The sequence below is a fragment of the Glaciihabitans sp. dw_435 genome (genome assembly GCF_018449675.1).
Lineage (GTDB): Bacteria > Actinomycetota > Actinomycetes > Actinomycetales > Microbacteriaceae > Glaciihabitans.
Genome location: NZ_JAAVUZ010000008.1, coordinates 19,880 through 36,776 on the forward strand (window position 1 = coordinate 19,880; position 16,897 = coordinate 36,776).

15 protein-coding genes are annotated in these 16,897 nt (G+C 65.0%); all 15 read left to right on the top strand.

Annotated features, from left to right (window positions below; translation table 11 throughout):
- Positions 1 to 14 precede the first annotated feature (14 nt).
- Positions 15 to 4,541 (top strand): FtsK/SpoIIIE domain-containing protein, encoded by a 4,527-nt coding sequence (locus HB677_RS11575; protein ID WP_213815872.1) that lies wholly within the window; start codon positions 15 to 17, stop codon positions 4,539 to 4,541.
- Positions 4,542 to 4,669: 128 nt separating this feature from the next.
- On the top strand, positions 4,670 to 4,966 hold the full coding sequence (locus HB677_RS11580) for a WXG100 family type VII secretion target (protein ID WP_213815873.1): 297 nt from the start codon (positions 4,670 to 4,672) through the stop codon (positions 4,964 to 4,966).
- A 169-nt stretch (positions 4,967 to 5,135) separates the two neighbouring features.
- Positions 5,136 to 6,338, top strand: a complete 1,203-nt coding sequence (locus HB677_RS11585; RefSeq protein ID WP_213815874.1) for a DUF5684 domain-containing protein — start codon at positions 5,136 to 5,138, stop codon at positions 6,336 to 6,338.
- Between the two features lie 107 nt (positions 6,339 to 6,445).
- Complete coding sequence (locus tag HB677_RS11590; RefSeq protein ID WP_213815875.1) at positions 6,446 to 7,549, top strand: hypothetical protein; 1,104 nt, start codon at positions 6,446 to 6,448, stop codon at positions 7,547 to 7,549.
- The gene (locus HB677_RS11595) at positions 7,515 to 8,009 is read left to right on the top strand and encodes a DUF6121 family protein (protein WP_213815876.1); all 495 of its coding nucleotides are present in this window, start codon (positions 7,515 to 7,517) and stop codon (positions 8,007 to 8,009) included. The genes HB677_RS11590 and HB677_RS11595 overlap by 35 nt, the downstream gene beginning before the upstream one ends.
- 283 nt (positions 8,010 to 8,292) lie before the next feature.
- Positions 8,293 to 8,667 carry a 30S ribosomal protein S12 gene (rpsL, locus tag HB677_RS11600; protein WP_213815877.1) on the top strand — a complete coding sequence of 125 codons (375 nt, stop codon included), beginning with the start codon at positions 8,293 to 8,295 and terminating at the stop codon, positions 8,665 to 8,667.
- Entirely contained in the window at positions 8,667 to 9,137 is a 471-nt protein-coding gene (rpsG, locus tag HB677_RS11605; RefSeq protein ID WP_213815878.1) for a 30S ribosomal protein S7, read from the top strand. Before rpsL ends, rpsG begins: the two co-directional genes overlap by 1 nt.
- 90 nt (positions 9,138 to 9,227) lie before the next feature.
- Complete coding sequence (gene fusA / locus HB677_RS11610) at positions 9,228 to 11,345, top strand: elongation factor G (RefSeq protein ID WP_307852578.1); 2,118 nt, start codon at positions 9,228 to 9,230, stop codon at positions 11,343 to 11,345.
- Between the two features lie 121 nt (positions 11,346 to 11,466).
- Complete coding sequence (tuf, locus tag HB677_RS11615; protein WP_213815879.1) at positions 11,467 to 12,660, top strand: elongation factor Tu; 1,194 nt, start codon at positions 11,467 to 11,469, stop codon at positions 12,658 to 12,660.
- A gap of 189 nt (positions 12,661 to 12,849) precedes the next feature.
- Entirely contained in the window at positions 12,850 to 13,818 is a 969-nt protein-coding gene (locus tag HB677_RS11620) for a DNA topoisomerase IB (protein WP_213815880.1), read from the top strand.
- 57 nt (positions 13,819 to 13,875) lie between these two features.
- A complete protein-coding gene (locus HB677_RS11625; RefSeq protein ID WP_213815881.1) occupies positions 13,876 to 14,586 on the top strand; it encodes a YoaK family protein in 711 nt (236 codons plus the stop codon).
- 370 nt (positions 14,587 to 14,956) lie between these two features.
- Positions 14,957 to 15,265 carry a 30S ribosomal protein S10 gene (rpsJ, locus tag HB677_RS11630; RefSeq protein ID WP_009773132.1) on the top strand — a complete coding sequence of 103 codons (309 nt, stop codon included), beginning with the start codon at positions 14,957 to 14,959 and terminating at the stop codon, positions 15,263 to 15,265.
- 15 nt (positions 15,266 to 15,280) lie between these two features.
- Positions 15,281 to 15,931, top strand: coding sequence for a 50S ribosomal protein L3 (gene rplC, locus HB677_RS11635; protein ID WP_213815882.1), 651 nt, complete (start codon positions 15,281 to 15,283; stop codon positions 15,929 to 15,931).
- Positions 15,932 to 15,935: 4 nt separating this feature from the next.
- Positions 15,936 to 16,586: a 50S ribosomal protein L4 gene (gene rplD / locus HB677_RS11640; RefSeq protein ID WP_213815883.1), complete on the top strand. Its 651-nt coding sequence runs from the start codon at positions 15,936 to 15,938 to the stop codon at positions 16,584 to 16,586.
- Positions 16,583 to 16,882, top strand: a complete 300-nt coding sequence (rplW, locus tag HB677_RS11645; RefSeq protein ID WP_213815884.1) for a 50S ribosomal protein L23 — start codon at positions 16,583 to 16,585, stop codon at positions 16,880 to 16,882. Before rplD ends, rplW begins: the two co-directional genes overlap by 4 nt.
- Positions 16,883 to 16,897 lie beyond the last annotated feature (15 nt).

Below are 16,897 nucleotides of genomic sequence, written 5' to 3' on the forward strand. Positions count from 1 at the left end.
CGAAGGAGCCCGCAATGCGCTTGAAGGTCACTCTCGCCCGATCCACCGGCCAGAACGACGACATCGTCGTCACGACCGACGCTGCGGCCAGCATCTCGGACGTCGCCGCCACCATCGCCCGGGTCGATCCCCGCTCCCAGCTCTCCTCCGGCGTCGACGACCGCGCGCTGACGCTGCGCGCCGTTGCTCCCGGTGACGACAAGTGGATGCTTCTGCCGCCGGACGCCCCCATCGGCGAGGACTGGGTGGGCTCCGGCGCGAGCGTCGCCCTGGCGGACGCCAGCATGTACTACCAGCCTGACGAGAACGGACAGAATCCCACGGTTGCCGTGGTGAACGTGCTGTCCGGCCCCGACGAGGGAAAGCAATTCCCCCTGCGGCGCGGCACGACGGTCATCGGACGCAGTCCCGACTGCGACATCGCCCTCACCGACCGCCTCGTCTCCAAGCGTCACGTGCGGCTCGAGGTGTCCGACGGTGTCGACGTCATCGACCTGGGCTCCGCGAACGGCGTGCTCGTCGACGGTGGCCTCGTGGGCCGCATGCGCATCGAACGCGCCGAGACCGTGACCATCGGAGACACCCAGCTGCGCATCTCGGTGGCCGAGGCGGCGGCCGGAACCGGCAGCGCCGAGACGACGGGCCCGGTTTCCTTCAACCGGTCACCGCGGGTCGAGAGCCGCTACGCCGGCGAGACGTTCGCAGCCCCGGAGGTGCCGACAGAGACGGAAAACAACCCGTTCCCCTGGCTCGCCCTTGTCGCACCGGTAATGCTCGGCCTCGCGATGTATATCTTCACCCACCGACCACTGTCCCTCCTCTTCGTTGCCATGTCCCCGATGATGCTCGCCGGCACCTTCATGATGAACAAGTCAAAGGACAAGCGTCAGCTCACCAAGGCGGTCGGACGCTTCGACGTGCGACTCAAGGCCCTCGACGAGCAGATGCAGGCCGAGCGCGAGATCGAGCAGCAGACCCGCATCAGTGAATCGCCGTCGACCGCCGAGGCGCTCGACGCCGCGATGCGCCGCGGGCCACTGATGTGGACCCGCCGCCCCGAGCACTGGTCGTTCCTCAACGTGCGTCTCGGTGTCGGAACCATGCGCTCCCGCAGCACGATCGACGCGGCGAAGCGCGGCGAGATCCTCCCGGAATTCCAGGAACGTCTCGACGTCGTCGTCAAGACACACTCCACGGTGCCCGGCGTGCCCCTCATTGACAACCTGTTCGACTCCGGCGCGCTGGGGGTGGCAGGCAGCCCCGAGGCATCCATTGGCGCTGTCAACTCCCTCCTCGTGCAACTCACGGCGCTGCACTCGCCCGCCGAGCTGGCTGTCGCCTCGCTGGTCACGCCGCAGTGGTCGAGCAAGCTCGAGTGGCTCAAGTGGCTGCCGCACACCTCGTCCCCGCAGAGTCCGATCGCCGGGGGACACCTCGCCGACAGCGCCTCGAGCGCGAGCGTCGTGCTCGCCGCCCTCGAGGAGGTCGTCGCGGGCCGCCTCAAGGCGAAGAAGGCAGCAGGTCGCCGTGGTGCGATGGAGCAGGAGCGCGCGGCGCAAGAGCGAGGCGGCGAAGTAGGACGACGTTCGACGACGGATGGCACGGAGTCGCCGATCCCCGCGATCGTTGTAGTCATCTCGGGCGATGTGTCTGTCGACCGCGCCCGACTCGTGCAGCTCGCCGAGATCGGTGCCGACGCCGGGATCTACCCGATCTGGATCGCGGCCGACGTGACGACCCTGCCCGCCGCCTGCCGCACCTACATCGAGCTGGGGGACACCCCGGGCGTCGCCAGCGTCTCGTTCGTGCGCCTCGGCGAGACGATCACGGACGTGGCGACCGAACTCGTCGACTCTGCCACCGCGCTGCAGTACGCCAAGCGCATGGCGCCGGTCGTCGACGCCGGCGCGCTGGTCGCCGACTCGAGTGACCTGCCGCGCAGCGTCTCCATGGTGACGCTTCTCGGCCACGACCTGATCGAAACGAGCGACGCGGTCATCGACCGGTGGCGACAGAACGCCTCCATCCACGACCGCACGCCGGGGGCACCCCTGCGCACCCGCCGTGCCGGGCGCCTGCGCGCGATCGTGGGTTCCGGCGGTGTCGACGCGATGCACCTCGACCTGCGCACCCAGGGCCCACACGCCCTCGTCGGTGGAACCACCGGTGCCGGTAAGAGTGAGTTCCTGCAGGCGTGGGTGCTCGGTATGGCGGCGGAGTACAGCCCCGACCGCGTCACCTTCCTGTTCGTCGACTACAAGGGCGGCTCGGCCTTCGCCGATTGCGTCTCCCTTCCGCACTGCGTCGGCCTCGTCACCGACCTGAGCTCGCACCTCGTGCGCCGGGCCCTCACGAGCCTGCGCGCCGAACTGCACTACCGCGAGCACCTGCTCAACCGCAAAAAGGCCAAGGACCTCATCGAGCTGGAGAAGCGCGGCGACCCGGAAAGCCCGCCCGCGCTCGTGCTCGTGATCGACGAGTTCGCCGCCCTCGTCAGCGACGTACCGACCTTCGTCGACGGCGTGGTCGACATCGCCCAGCGTGGACGTTCGCTCGGGATTCACCTGATCATGGCCACGCAGCGCCCCGCGGGTGTCATCAAGGACAACCTGCGCGCCAACACCAACCTGCGGGTTGCCCTGCGCATGGCGGACGAGTCCGACAGCAACGACGTCATCGGCACCAAGGACGCGGCGCACTTCGATCCGAGCATCCCCGGTCGCGGCATCGCCAAGACCGGCCCCGGCCGCCTGCAGCAGTTCCAGTCCGGCTATGCCGGTGGGTGGACCTCCCGTGTTCCCGAGCGCGCGGAGATCGACATCGCCGAACTCCGTTTCGGTGGTGAGAGTACGTGGGAGAAGCCCCGTGGCGATCACGCAGATGAGGAGCGCGACCTCGGCCCGACGGATCAGCAGCTGCTCGTGTCATCCATTGTGCGCGCCGCAACGGCCGCCGACATTCCCGCGCCGCGCCGGCCGTGGCTCGATGAGCTCGCGACCCTGCAGGACCTTGGCTCGATCGTGTCGCACAACGATGCCGAGCTGGTGCTGGGACTTGCGGATGTCCCGACCCAGCAGCGCCAGCAGCCGGTCAGTTTTCAGCCAGACGTTGACGGTCACATCGCCATCTACGGCACCGGCGGATCGGGCAAGTCCCTCGCCCTGCGCACCCTCGCCATCTCGGCTGCGGACACCCACCTGGGTGGACCGGTTGCCGTCTACGGACTCGACTTCGGCGCGGGCAGCCTGCGCATGCTCGAAGCCCTTCCGCACGTCGGGTCGATCATCAGCAGCGATGACAGCGAGCGCATCGTGCGGCTGTTCCGCCAGCTGAAGGCGGAACTCGAAGACCGCGGACGACGTTTCGCCGAGGCGAGCGCCGCGTCAGTGACCGAGTACCGCGCGCTCACGGGGCGGGCCGACACGCAGCGAATCCTGCTCCTCATCGACGGTTTCCCCTCGTTCCGTGACGACTGGGAAGTCGCCAGCGGCAGGGCAATCTGGTACGACGTCTTCAAGGACATCCTGTCCGACGGGCGTCAGCTCGGCATGCACGTGGCCTTTACCGCGGACCGTTCAGGCGCGGTGCCGTCGTCCATCAGCTCGAGCGTGCAGCGCCGGATCGTCCTGCGTCTCGCGGACGACAGCGCGTACAGCATGCTCGATGTCCCCAGCGACATCCTCAGCTCCAAGTCCGCCCCCGGCCGCGCCATTGTTGACGACCTCGAGACCCAGATCGGGGTACTGGGAGCTACGGCATCGGTGTCCGACCAGGCGCTGGCCGTGCAGGCCCTCGCCAAGCGACTAACTTCGGCGCATTCGCTGCACGCGGTCGTTCCCGTGCCTGCCATCGGGGCGCTGCCCAAGGAGTACCTCGCGTCCGACCTGCCTGACCGGGTGCACGTGGCCGAGAGCGCCGACGGATGGCCGACGCTTGGTCTCGGCGACGAGACGCTCCAGCCAATCGGCTTCGATCCGGTGGGCACTCTCATGCTCTCCGGGCCGCCGGCCAGCGGTCGCAGCACAGCCCTGCGGACGCTGTCGCAGTCTGTCCATCGGTTCGACCCCCAGGCGCGCCTGTACTACATCGGCAATGCCCGATCGGGGCTGGCCGGAGAGGCGTTGTGGACGTCGGCGGCGACCACCGTCGAGCAGGCCGTCGAGCTCGCGAAGCAGCTGTCTGCTGCGGTCGCGGATCCCACCACGCAGGGTCGCATCGTCATCGTGATCGAGAATCTTGTTGACTTCCTCCAGACGCCCGCCGACGCCGCGATCGTCGATCTCGTCAAGCAGGTCAAGCGCAGCGTCCACCTGCTGATCGGTGAGGGCGAGACCGCCTCCTGGAGTGCGTCATGGCCGTTGTTCGCCGAGATCAAGAACGCCCGCCGCGGTCTGCTTCTGCAGCCGGACCCGATTGAGGGGGACATCCTTCTCAAGACACCGCTTCCGCGCGCGAGCCGATCCGAGTTCCCGCCCGGTCGTGGCATGTTCGTTGCCCGCGGCAAGGTCGTCCGTGTGCAGCTACCGCTGCTGGAGATGTAGCCGTCTTTCGGGGGCAAAACGTAGCTGTTTCCTCCAAAGTAACAATTTGTGTTTGACCCCTGAGGTGGTCACACGATACGGTGATGGGAAATCTTCGCCTTTCTGGCGTCCTATTTGGGGGTTATCTCATGGCTAATCTGAACGTCACATACACCGAAATGACCGATGCAGCAGGCCGCCTGATCACGGGCAAGGAAGACCTGATTTCGAAGCTGACCGAGCTTCAGACGCTGATCAACGGCCTCGTCGAGTCGGGCTTCGTCACCGATTCCGCGTCGGGTGCCTTCCAGACGTCGTACGACTCCTTCACGCAGGGCGTCACCCAGGCAGTTACCGGCCTCGACGGCATGAGCGGATTCCTCACGAGCGCGTCTGACGCCCTCGCGAACGTCGACACCGAGCTGGGCAACGCCATCCGCGGCTAGTAACCCGCTCCACTTCTTCACCAGCATCACCCCATTCCGCCACGGCTCGCCGCGGCGGAATGGTCGTATCTGGGGGTGCAGTAGCCTGCTCGCGGAAGAATCCACGAATTCCGATCGGTGATCGGTCACAGAACGGGGGAGCGGCCGGGTCATCCGGCTGCCTGACGACATGGACAATGCTGCTGCGATCCTGCTCCCAATGATGCTCGTCTCGTCGCTGAGCGGGCTGGTCGTGTACGCGGCTACCGGCCTTGGGCTGTCGAAGGTCTTCGAGAAGCTCGGTGAGCCCGCCTGGAAGGGCTGGGTGCCGATCTACAACCTCGTCACCGTTATGCGCCTCGGCGGCGTTTCTCCGCTCTGGGTGATCGCGCTGTTCATTCCCGTCGTCAGCATCGCCGGTGCAGTTTTCTTCTACGTCGCCGTGCACGCGATCAACCGCCGGTTCGGCAAGGGCATCGGGTTCACGGTGCTGGCCATCTTCCTGCTGCCGGTGTGGGCCTGCCTGCTGGGCTTTGATCGCGCCGCCGTCGCCACAACGCCGGCTCTGCAGTCCGAGCCGGCCCCGGAGGCGACCGAAGCGCCCGAGGTCGCCCCCACGGGCGGGTTTGTCTCCGCACCCGTGTCCGCGAACTTCGCGGCGGGCACGCCGCCGATTCCGCCGGCGCCGTTTGTCGTGAGTGCTCCGTCATCCCTGACCCCGCCCCCGCCGCCACCCGTGTTCGGTTCGGCGCCGGACAGCGCCGCAACGACGCCCCCGCCGTCCACTAGCATCCCCGCCGCGGGTTCGCCGTCCGGCACCCCCGCGCCCACGCGCATCGGTCCGCCGCCGCTGATCGGGGCTCCCCCTGGATTCCCTCCGAGTGCGCCTGCCATCCCTGCCGCGACCCCCGCCGCGCCCGCTCCGGCTGCCGCAGCCCCGGCTGTGCCCGTCCCTGCCGCCCCGGCCACTCCCGCCCCGGTCGTCCCGGTTCCGTCCGTGGATGTCCCGGCACCCGCAGAGGCGCCCGCCGCGACAGTGGTGACCGCGGCGACCCCTGTGGTTACCACCTGGCTGCTCGAGACCAATGATGGGCAACTCGTCACCCTCGATCGTGAGGTCGTGCTGCTCGGGCGCAACCCGACCGCCGATCCGGGTCATCCCGAAGCACAGCTTGTGGCGCTGGATGACTCGGGAAAGACGGTATCGAAGACCCACGCGCGCCTCGAACTGATCGACGGGACGTGGCGACTGACCGACCTCAATTCGACCAATGGCGTGCTGCTGGTCTCGGACGACGGAGAGCAGACCGACCTCGCGGCCGGTGCCACCGCGGCCGTCGGCGAGCGGTTCCTGCTGGGCGAACTGCCCACCCGCCTGTACCGGCAGCGCTAGCCCAACACCACGCGGCCGTCCACCGCAACCGGGCAATCTCTTCGCGCCCGATTGCTAGAGTTTCCCCATACTGAGCCGGACCCGCAGGGGCCGTGAGGAGTTGCACAGTGAGCGACAACAATCCCGCAGAGCCGATCCGTACGGGATCGACCAGCGACGAGTCCATTAACCGCCGCACCGATGACGAGGGCGTCACCGATCGCGATGCACCCATCTTCGTCGAGCCGGTTGCCGTCGAGCCCCTCGTGGAGCCGACGGTGCAGCAGCCGGTCGTGGTCGACCCGATCACGGGTGCGGGCCGCAACAGCGCTCCGCACGTCGACGCGGATCACAGCGACTCGGGCAGCGACAACGTTCTGGACACCGCCCGGGCGACCGCGGCGCACAGCAGCGAACCCACGATCGTGGAACCAACGGACGAACCGCCGGTGTCCACCGCCACCGCCGAGACCCCGATTGTCACGTCGGCGCGCGCGACCCCGGCCGAGCCCATCGCCGCGACCGACAACCCGTCGGCCGTCGATACCCGGTCGCAGTACATCGTGACCACTCCCGCCGCCGAGCTGGACGAGCCCGGATCCCCGGCACCGGCGCCCACGGCCACGTGGCAGCCTGCAGAGCACCCCACCCCGTCGCCGGCCTCGCGCGTGGTGTACGTCGAGGCGCCGACCGCTCCGGCCAAGAAGAGCAACCGCGGATTCGGCGTCGGAGTCGCGTTGCTGTCGACCCTCATCTACACGGTGCTGTTCGCTCTCCTCATCGTGGGGATCTTCTACCTCACCTACGGCACGGTGGCCTTCAGCTTCCTCACCGTACGTGCGTTCATTGTTCCGATCATCGCCTTCGTGGTCGCGTTCGTTCTACTCGTGTTGCTGCTGAACCGGGCAAACCGGTGGGCGTACCTCGTCGGAAGCCTCGTCGTGGGACTGTTCGTGTACTTCGTCACCATTGGCGTGCTCCTGTTGCTCGCCAACATCGTGGCCGCCACTCCCGCGCACGCGCAGGCCGAGTTCGCCCAGGCGCTCATCAACCCTGTCGTGATCGCTTCCGCCCTGCTCGCCCGTGAGGTCACGCTGTGGGCGGGACTCATCATCAGCGCACGTGGCCGCCGCATCAAGGACCAGAACGCCGAGGCGCGCGCTACCTTCGACCGCGAGAGCTCGGTGGCGAGAGCCGATGGACGCGCGGACACCGCAGCCCCCGTCGCCTAACGGCAGGGTCTTCCTGGCCGTCCTCACGACGGTCACCTACCTCGCGCTGGTCGTCGCCCTGTTCGGGTTCGTCAGCCTCATCCTCGACGAAGACGTCATTCGCGAGCGCGACGCCGGTCCCCTTCTCGGGCCGACGATGGTCGCGGCGGCGTGCATGTCGACGTTTGTAGTGCTGGTGCGGATGCACCGCAGGGCGTCACCCTTTCGTGCGGCACTCGCGGCCGGGGCATCCGCTTACATCGTTCTGTTGCTCGTCGGATCGCTCGGGTATGCGACCTCCCGCGGCGAAGGAGTCTGGGTTCTGCTGTTTGCGGCCCGGTATGCCGGAAGCCCGTTCCTGATCGGCGCGGCGGTGCTAGCCACTGCGGCCGTGGTCGGCTTCTGGGCGATGACTCCGCAGGTGCCACCGGGCGGCGTAGCGGGCGGTCACAGTGTTGACCGGGGTCCCGACAGAGAGTAGTATTTTCCGGGTGTGCGCTTTGTCGTGCGCTTGTGTCGTGCCGTATGAATCACGCCAAGCTCCACGCCTGCCAAACACGAGCTGGGTTTGTTCTTTCCGAGCAGCCCCCACGGCATACCAACCAGGTGCAATAGCGCCGGTGTAACTCTCACGAGAACGCATCGATCGTCACTGCTTCGCGGCTGGTCCAAGTGAACTCGCGGTTCCCAGATTAATGGGTCCCCGCGAATGCTAAGCAACAAGTAGCAGCTGTCACCGTGCAGTAAATTCAAGGAGTTATGTAGTGCCTACCATCCAGCAGTTGGTCCGTAAGGGCCGCTCGCCGAAGGTCGTCAAGACCAAGGCGCCTGCCCTCAAGGGCAACCCGCAGCAGCGCGGTGTGTGCACCCGTGTTTACACGACCACCCCGAAGAAGCCGAACTCGGCTCTTCGCAAGGTTGCTCGCGTCAAGCTTTCCAACGGCACCGAGGTCACCGCGTACATCCCCGGCGAAGGTCACAACCTTCAGGAGCACTCGATGGTGCTCGTCCGTGGTGGACGTGTAAAGGACCTCCCCGGTGTCCGTTACAAGATCGTGCGCGGCGCGCTCGACACCCAGGCAGTCAAAAATCGTAAGCAGGCTCGCAGCCGCTACGGAGCGAAAATGGACAAGAAGTAATGCCACGTAAAGGCCCAGCACCGAAGCGTCCCGTTATCGCGGACCCGGTCTACGGAGCACCCATTGTCAGCCAGCTCGTAAACAAGATCCTTCTTGATGGCAAGAAGGGCCTTGCCGAGCGCATCGTCTACGGCGCCCTCGCGGGTGTCTCCGCCAAGAACGGCGCGGACGCTGTTGTCACCCTGAAGAAGGCGCTCGACAACGTGCGCCCGACGCTTGAGGTCAAGTCCCGCCGCGTTGGTGGCTCCACGTACCAGGTCCCGGTCGAGGTCAAGCCTCACCGGGCAAACACCCTCGCCCTGCGTTGGTTGACCAGCTACGCCAAGGGTCGCCGCGAAAAGACGATGACCGAGCGTCTCACCAACGAGATCCTCGACGCATCGAACGGTCTTGGCGCTGCAGTCAAGCGTCGCGAGGACACTCACAAGATGGCCGAGTCGAACAAGGCCTTCGCGCACTACCGCTGGTAACTAGCGTCCTTCGTTGTTGGGGTGGCGCATAGCCACTGCCGTGCGTCACCCCATCATCACCATTTTCTTCAACACTTTCGGAGGATTTCCGTGGCACAAGACGTGCTCACCGACCTGAACAAGGTCCGCAACATCGGCATCATGGCTCACATCGATGCTGGCAAGACCACGACGACTGAGCGCATCCTGTTCTACACGGGTATCACTCACAAGATCGGTGAAGTTCACGATGGCGCAGCCACCATGGACTGGATGGCGCAGGAGCAGGAGCGCGGCATCACGATCACGTCTGCTGCAACGACCTGTTTCTGGAACAACCACCAGATCAACATCATCGACACCCCCGGTCACGTTGACTTCACGGTCGAGGTGGAGCGTTCGCTCCGCGTCCTCGACGGTGCAGTCGCAGTGTTCGACGGCAAGGAGGGCGTTGAGCCCCAGTCCGAGACCGTCTGGCGCCAGGCCGACAAGTACGACGTTCCCCGCATCTGCTTCGTCAACAAGATGGACAAGCTCGGCGCGGACTTCTACTTCACCGTAGACACCATCGTGAAGCGCCTCGGCGCCAAGCCGCTGGTCATCCAGCTCCCGATCGGTTACGAGAACTCCTTCGAGGGTGTTGTCGACCTGGTCGAGATGCGCGCGCTGACCTGGCGTGGTGACTCCAAGGGTGACGTTGAGCTCGGAGCCAAGTACGAGATCGAAGAGATCCCCGCGGACCTCGTCGAGAAGGCAAACGAGTACCGTGCAGTCCTCATCGAGGTAATCGCTGAGACCGATGACACGCTGCTCGAGCGCTTCATGGAAGGCGATGTCGACTTCTCGGTTGCCGAGATCAAGGCCGCCATCCGTAAGCTCACGGTTTCCAGCCAGATCTACCCGGTGCTCTGTGGCTCCGCGTTCAAGAACCGCGGCGTTCAGCCGATGCTTGACGCCGTCATCGACTACCTGCCGAGTCCGCTCGACGTCCCCGCAACCGAGGGCCGCGACGTGCGCGACGAGGAAAAGGTCATCGAGCGTCACCCGGATGCAACCGAGCCGTTCGCGGCTCTCGCATTCAAGGTCGCCGTTCACCCCTTCTTCGGTCGTCTGACCTACGTCCGCGTTTACTCGGGCCAGGTCGACTCCGGTGCTCAGGTCATCAACGCGACCAAGGGCAAGAAGGAGCGCATCGGAAAGATCTTCCAGATGCACGCGAACAAGGAGAACCCGGTCGCTGCAATGAGCGCCGGTCACATCTACGCGGTCATCGGCCTCAAGGACACGACCACCGGCGACACGCTGTCCGACCCGCAGAACCAGGTTGTTCTCGAGTCGATGACGTTCCCGGAGCCCGTGATCGAGGTCGCCATCGAGCCGAAGACCAAGCAGGACCAGGAAAAGCTGGGCCTCGCTATTCAGAAGCTTGCTGAAGAAGACCCGACCTTCCGCACCGAGCACAACCAGGACACCGGCCAGACCACCATCAAGGGAATGGGCGAGCTTCACCTCGACATCCTGGTGGACCGCATGAAGCGCGAGTTCGGCGTTGAGGCGAACGTCGGTAAGCCGCAGGTTGCGTACCGCGAGACGATTCGTCGCACCGTCGAGAAGCACGATTTCACCCACAAGAAGCAGACCGGTGGTTCCGGCCAGTTCGCAAAGGTGCAGATCTCGCTCGAGCCCATGGAGGTGACCGCGGAGAAGACCTACGAGTTCGAAAACAAGGTCACCGGTGGTCGCGTTCCCCGCGAGTACATTCCTTCGGTTGACGCTGGAATCCAGGACGCCCTGCACGTTGGTGTCCTCGCCGGTTACCCGATGGTCGGCATCAAGGCAGCACTGCTTGATGGTGCCGCTCACGACGTCGACTCCTCGGAGATGGCGTTCAAGATTGCCGGCTCGATGGCTTTCAAGGAAGCCGCGCGCAAGGCGAACCCCGTTCTGCTCGAGCCGCTGATGGCCGTCGAGGTACGTACCCCTGAGGAATACATGGGCGACGTCATCGGTGACCTGAACTCGCGTCGCGGTCAGATCCAGAGCATGGAGGATGCGACCGGCGTCAAGGTCATTCGCGCCAACGTGCCCCTGTCGGAGATGTTCGGTTACGTGGGTGACCTGAGGTCCAAGACCTCCGGTCGCGCCGTGTACTCGATGACCTTCGAGTCGTACGCTGAGGTCCCGAAGGCTGTTGCCGACGAGATCATCCAGAAGAACAAGGGCGAATAGCGCCCTGACCACGAAGGCTCACCGAGCCCGAGTAACATAACAACACACCAATTTCGTGAAGCGTCCGGCCGGCACACCTGCGGCCGGACGCAACACACCAGAGTCCTGAGGAGGACCCACAGTGGCCAAGGCCAAGTTCGAGCGGACTAAGCCGCACGTAAACATCGGAACGATCGGTCACGTTGACCACGGAAAGACCACGCTCACCGCAGCGATCTCCAAGGTTCTTGCCGACACGTTCCCGTCCGCTACCAACGTTCAGCGCGACTTCGCGTCGATCGACTCCGCTCCCGAAGAGCGCCAGCGCGGCATCACGATCAACATCTCGCATGTTGAGTACGAGACCGAGAAGCGCCACTACGCACACGTAGACGCCCCCGGCCACGCTGACTACATCAAGAACATGATCACCGGTGCTGCTCAGATGGACGGCGCGATTCTCGTTGTCGCCGCAACTGACGGCCCGATGGCTCAGACCCGTGAGCACGTTCTGCTCGCCAAGCAGGTCGGCGTGCCGTACCTGCTCGTCGCGCTGAACAAGTCCGACATGGTTGACGACGAAGAGATCCTTGAGCTCGTTGAGCTCGAGGTTCGCGAGCTGCTCTCCAGCCAGGGCTTCGACGGCGACAACGCTCCCGTCGTTCGCGTCTCCGGCCTCAAGGCCCTCGAGGGTGACCCCGAGTGGACCAAGAGCATTCTTGAGCTCATGGACGCCGTTGACTCGTCCGTGCCGGACCCGGTGCGCGACAAGGACAAGCCGTTCCTGATGCCGATCGAGGACGTCTTCACGATCACCGGTCGTGGAACCGTCGTCACGGGCCGCGCCGAGCGTGGAACCCTCGCGATCAACTCCGAGGTCGAGATCGTCGGCATCCGCCCGACGCAGAAGACCATCGTCACGGGTATCGAGATGTTCCACAAGCAGCTCGACGAGGCATGGGCCGGCGAGAACTGTGGTCTGCTGCTTCGTGGCACGAAGCGTGAAGACGTTGAGCGTGGCCAGGTTGTTGTCAAGCCGGGCTCCGTTACGCCTCACACGAACTTCGAGGGAACCGCGTACATCCTTTCCAAGGAAGAGGGCGGCCGTCACAACCCGTTCTACGCGAACTACCGCCCGCAGTTCTACTTCCGCACCACGGACGTCACCGGCGTCATCACGCTGCCCGAGGGCACCGAGATGGTAATGCCCGGCGACACCACCGGCATGACCGTTGAGCTGATTCAGCCCATCGCCATGGAAGAGGGCCTCGGCTACGCGATCCGTGAGGGTGGCCGCACCGTCGGCGCCGGCACGGTGACCAAGGTTCTGAAGTAACTCTCGTAATTCTGTAACACCACAACAGGGTCGGTCCTTCGGGACCGGCCCTGTTCTGCGTTAACCAGCGCACCGCATCAACCGAGCCCGCATCGGTCCCGGAGCGGCCCCATACGCACCGAGACGCCTCTTGGCAACCCTTGTCGACGGATGTGGGATGACCCGGGCGCAGGTGTTTTCATAGTCCCTATGCCACGCCTCCGCCGAAGTGATTCATCCGCCGCGGGCCTGCGCCGCGTCCGCGCAGGACGCGGTTTCTCCTACAAGGACGTGACGGGCCACGCGATCTCCGATCCCGAGCTGCGCGACCGCATCGCGGCGATCGGCATCCCGCCGGCGTGGACCGACGTATGGATCTCCCCGTACGCGAACGGCCACATCCAGGCGACAGGGATGGATGCCGCGGGGCGGCGTCAATACATCTACCACCCGACCTGGCGCGAGCAGAAGGACCGCATTAAATTCGACAGGGCGCTGTCCCTCGCCGAATCCCTGCCGACCGCGCGCCGCCAGGTCACCATGGACCTCCGGTCTCCCGAACCGACACGGCAACGTGCCCTCGCGGCAGGTTTCCGCATGCTGGACACGGGCAGCCTCCGTGTGGGCTCCGAGCGTTACGCGGAGGCCAACGGCAGCTTCGGCCTCACGACGCTCCTGTGCGCGCACGCCACCGTGTCGGGAGACACCGTGCAGCTGCGGTTCCCGGCCAAGAGCGGCCACGCCTGGGACAGCGACATCACCGATCCCGACCTCGCCAGCGTGATCCGCGGGTTGAAGCGGCGCGGACCCACGGCACGACTTCTCTCGTACAAAGACGGCGGCACGTGGCATCCACTCGACGCCGTCGGCATCAACGAGTACGTGCGGGAACGTACGGGAGGGGAGTTCACGGCGAAGGACTTCCGCACCCTCCACGGAACGCTCGCCGCCGCGCGGAGCCTGGCCGTGCGTGGGCCCGAGAAGAGCACAACGGCGCGGCAGAAGGCCGTTGCGCAGGCGATGCGGGATGCCGCGGAGGTGCTGGGTAACACGCCGGCGATCGCGCGCTCCAGTTATGTCGACCCACGGGTGGTGGACCACTACACCCACGGGCGCACGATCGACCCGGCCCGGCTTGCGTCGGCCGAGAGCGAGCTGCGCGCGATGCTGTTCGAGTAGCCGCGGGCGCAGAGCTCATTGCGAGCGCAGGCGGGCCGCGCGATACGATTTCAGCTGGTGCCGTCGGGCATTCCCAGCTGGCTCGATGAGAAGGACGTACCCGTGCACCGTGGATTTACCACCGGACTGCTGCTGCTGACCGCATCCACCGGAGCCATCGACGCCGTCAGTTACCTGTCGCTCGACAAGGTGTTCACCGGCAACATGACCGGCAACGTGCTCTTCCTGGGATTCGCGCTCATGGGAGTGGCCGGTATTCCCTTCCTCAACAACGCGATCGCGCTGCTCGGCTTCGTGATCGGGTCCATTCTCAGCGGCCGCATCGTGCCGCGTGGCGGCGCGAAGGGCTTCCCGCGGGCGTCCGCCTGGCTGCTCGTCGCCGGCGGAGCGCTCGCGATCGTGCTCGCCGTGGTGTGGACCGTCGTCGGCGACCTCCCTCACCCCGTTCTGCTCACCATCACCTTCCTGCTTGCCGCGGTGATGGGTGCCCAGGTGGGGGCAGTGAAACCCATCGGCAACAGCGATCTGTCCACGGTGGTCGTCACGAACACTCTCGCCAATCTGTCCCGTGACAGCAGGCTGGGCGGCGGCAAGGGACAGGCCTGGATTCAGCGGGTTCTGGCGGTCGTCGCGATGGGTGTCGGAGCCGCGATTGGGGCGGGCGCCATCCACCTCTGGAGTGGCGCCGCGGCGCTGTTTGTGGCCATCGGAATCTACGCCGTGGGCACCGTTACGCTCGTGGCCAGCGGGCGTGCCGCGCGGGTCTAGCAAATCCGACACGCCCGGGTTGCAGCAATGCCGGGAGTGTGGCAAACTCGTCTAGTTCAACATTTCGCCGCATTGCGCGCGAATCACCACCAGGCAGTGCATAGACCGGGTTCGTTTCTTCAGAAACGGCGACACCGTTGATCTAGGCCGCGGGTGGAAGAACACGAATTACCTCCCGAGCAACGTTCAGGTGAGTTCTGTGCCGTAAAGGCAGATGACGCTCCTGCGCGCGGGGTGGGAGCAGTACCAGTACTTGACAGAAAAACAGTGGTGCGACAGCAGTAGTGCTGAGCAAACCAAAACATCCAATAGTTGCCGGTGCCACCAGGTATCGCGCAGGCCACGATGTTCTAAAGAGAGAGAGTCAGACATGGCGGGACAAAAGATCCGCATTCGACTTAAGTCGTACGACCACGAGGTCATCGACAGCTCGGCGCGCAAGATCGTCGACACCGTCACCCGTGCGGGTGCAACCGTAGTTGGCCCCGTGCCGCTGCCGACCGAGAAGAACGTGATCGCAGTGATCCGTTCTCCCCACAAGTACAAGGACAGCCGCGAGCACTTTGAAAAGCGCACGCACAAGCGTCTCATCGACATCATTGACCCGACGCCCAAGGCCGTCGACTCGCTCATGCGTCTCGACCTCCCGGCTGACGTCAACATCGAGATCAAGCTCTAGGCCAAGGAGGAAACCATGACTAACACAAAGACAGTCAAGGGCCTGCTGGGCAAGAAGCTCGGTATGACCCAGGTGTGGGACGAGAACAACAAGCTCGTTCCCGTCACCGTTGTTGAGATCACGCCCAACGTCGTGACCCAGCTCCGCACGCCCGAGGTTGACGGCTACACGGCCGTTCAGATCGCTTACGGCCAGATTGACCCCCGCAAGGTGAACAAGCCTGCTGCCGGTCACTTCGACAAGGCTGGCGTCACTCCTCGCCGTCACATCACCGAGGTCCGCACCGCGGATGCCGCTGACTACGCACTTGGCCAGGAGCTGACGGTTGACACCTTCGCCGCCGGCCAGTTCGTCGACGTCGTCGGCACCAGCAAGGGCAAGGGATTCGCCGGTGTTATGAAGCGTCACAACTTCAAGGGTGTTTCTTCCTCTCACGGTTCGCACCGTAACCACCGCAAGCCCGGCTCGATCGGTGCTTCCTCGACCCCCAGCCGTGTCTTCAAGGGCATGCGCATGGCCGGTCGTATGGGTGGCGACCGCGTTACCGTCCTGAACCTCAAGGTTCACTCGGTCGACCTCGAGAAGGGTCTGCTGCTCGTCAAGGGCGCCGTCCCCGGTGCTCGCGGCCGTATCGTTTTCGTTCGCAACGCAGTGAAGGGAGCGTAGTTCAATGGCTACCTCACTTGATGTCCTCGACGTCCAGGGCAAGAAGGCTGGAAGCGTTGAGCTTCCCGCCGAGCTCTTCGACGTTCAGACCAACGTTCCGCTGATTCACCAGGTCGTTGTCGCGCAGCTCGCTGCCGCACGCCAGGGAACGCACAAGACCAAGACCCGCGCCGAAGTTTCCGGTGCCGGCCGCAAGCCGTTCAAGCAGAAGGGAACCGGTCGCGCTCGTCAGGGCTCGATCCGCGCCCCCCAGATGACCGGTGGTGGAATTGTCCACGGACCGACGCCGCGTAACTACTCGCAGCGCACCCCCAAGAAGATGATCGCCGCAGCTCTGCTCGGATCGCTCTCTGACCGCGCCCGCGGTGACCGCCTTCACGTCATCGAGTCCCTCGCCCTCGGCGAGAACCCGTCGACGAAGTCGGTTATCGAGCTGCTCTCGAAGATCGCGACCAGCAAGCACGTCCTGATCGTTCTGGAGCGTGACGACGAGCTTTCGCGTCGCAGCGTCCGCAACATCTCGACCGTGCACGTACTGCCGCCGGACCAGCTCAACGCCTATGACGTTCTGGTCAGCGACGACATCATCTTCACCAAGGCCGCATTCGAGGCGTTCGTCGCTTCGAAGTCCAAGAAGGAAGAGGTCAGCGCATGACCGCCACGCAGAAGGACCCGCGCGACATCATCATCGCGCCCGTCGTCTCCGAGAAGAGCTACAGCCTGATCGATGACGGAAAGTACACCTTCGTTGTTGACCCCCGTGCCAACAAGACGGAGATCAAGCTGGCCGTCGAGAAGATCTTCAATGTGAAGGTCGACTCGGTCAACACCCTCAACCGCACCGGCAAGGCGACCCGTACCAAGTTCGGTATCGGAAAGCGCAAGAACACCAAGCGTGCGATCGTCACCCTCAAGTCCGGTTCCATCGACATCTTCACAGCTGTCGGCTAAGGAACATAAGGGATA

What these genes read in the sequence shown, in the direction of transcription:
- rplD (WP_213815883.1), top strand. Translation starts at nt 15,936, where the DNA reads ATGGCTACCTCACTTGATGTCCTCGACGTCCAGGGCAAGAAGGCTGGA.
- HB677_RS11620 (WP_213815880.1), top strand. Translation starts at nt 12,850, where the DNA reads ATGCCACGCCTCCGCCGAAGTGATTCATCCGCCGCGGGCCTGCGCCGC.
- HB677_RS11575 (WP_213815872.1), top strand. Translation starts at nt 15, where the DNA reads ATGCGCTTGAAGGTCACTCTCGCCCGATCCACCGGCCAGAACGACGAC.
- rpsG (WP_213815878.1), top strand. Translation starts at nt 8,667, where the DNA reads ATGCCACGTAAAGGCCCAGCACCGAAGCGTCCCGTTATCGCGGACCCG.
- rplW (WP_213815884.1), top strand. Translation starts at nt 16,583, where the DNA reads ATGACCGCCACGCAGAAGGACCCGCGCGACATCATCATCGCGCCCGTC.
- HB677_RS11580 (WP_213815873.1), top strand. Translation starts at nt 4,670, where the DNA reads ATGGCTAATCTGAACGTCACATACACCGAAATGACCGATGCAGCAGGC.
- rpsJ (WP_009773132.1), top strand. Translation starts at nt 14,957, where the DNA reads ATGGCGGGACAAAAGATCCGCATTCGACTTAAGTCGTACGACCACGAG.
- rplC (WP_213815882.1), top strand. Translation starts at nt 15,281, where the DNA reads ATGACTAACACAAAGACAGTCAAGGGCCTGCTGGGCAAGAAGCTCGGT.
- HB677_RS11595 (WP_213815876.1), top strand. Translation starts at nt 7,515, where the DNA reads ATGGACGCGCGGACACCGCAGCCCCCGTCGCCTAACGGCAGGGTCTTC.
- HB677_RS11585 (WP_213815874.1), top strand. Translation starts at nt 5,136, where the DNA reads ATGGACAATGCTGCTGCGATCCTGCTCCCAATGATGCTCGTCTCGTCG.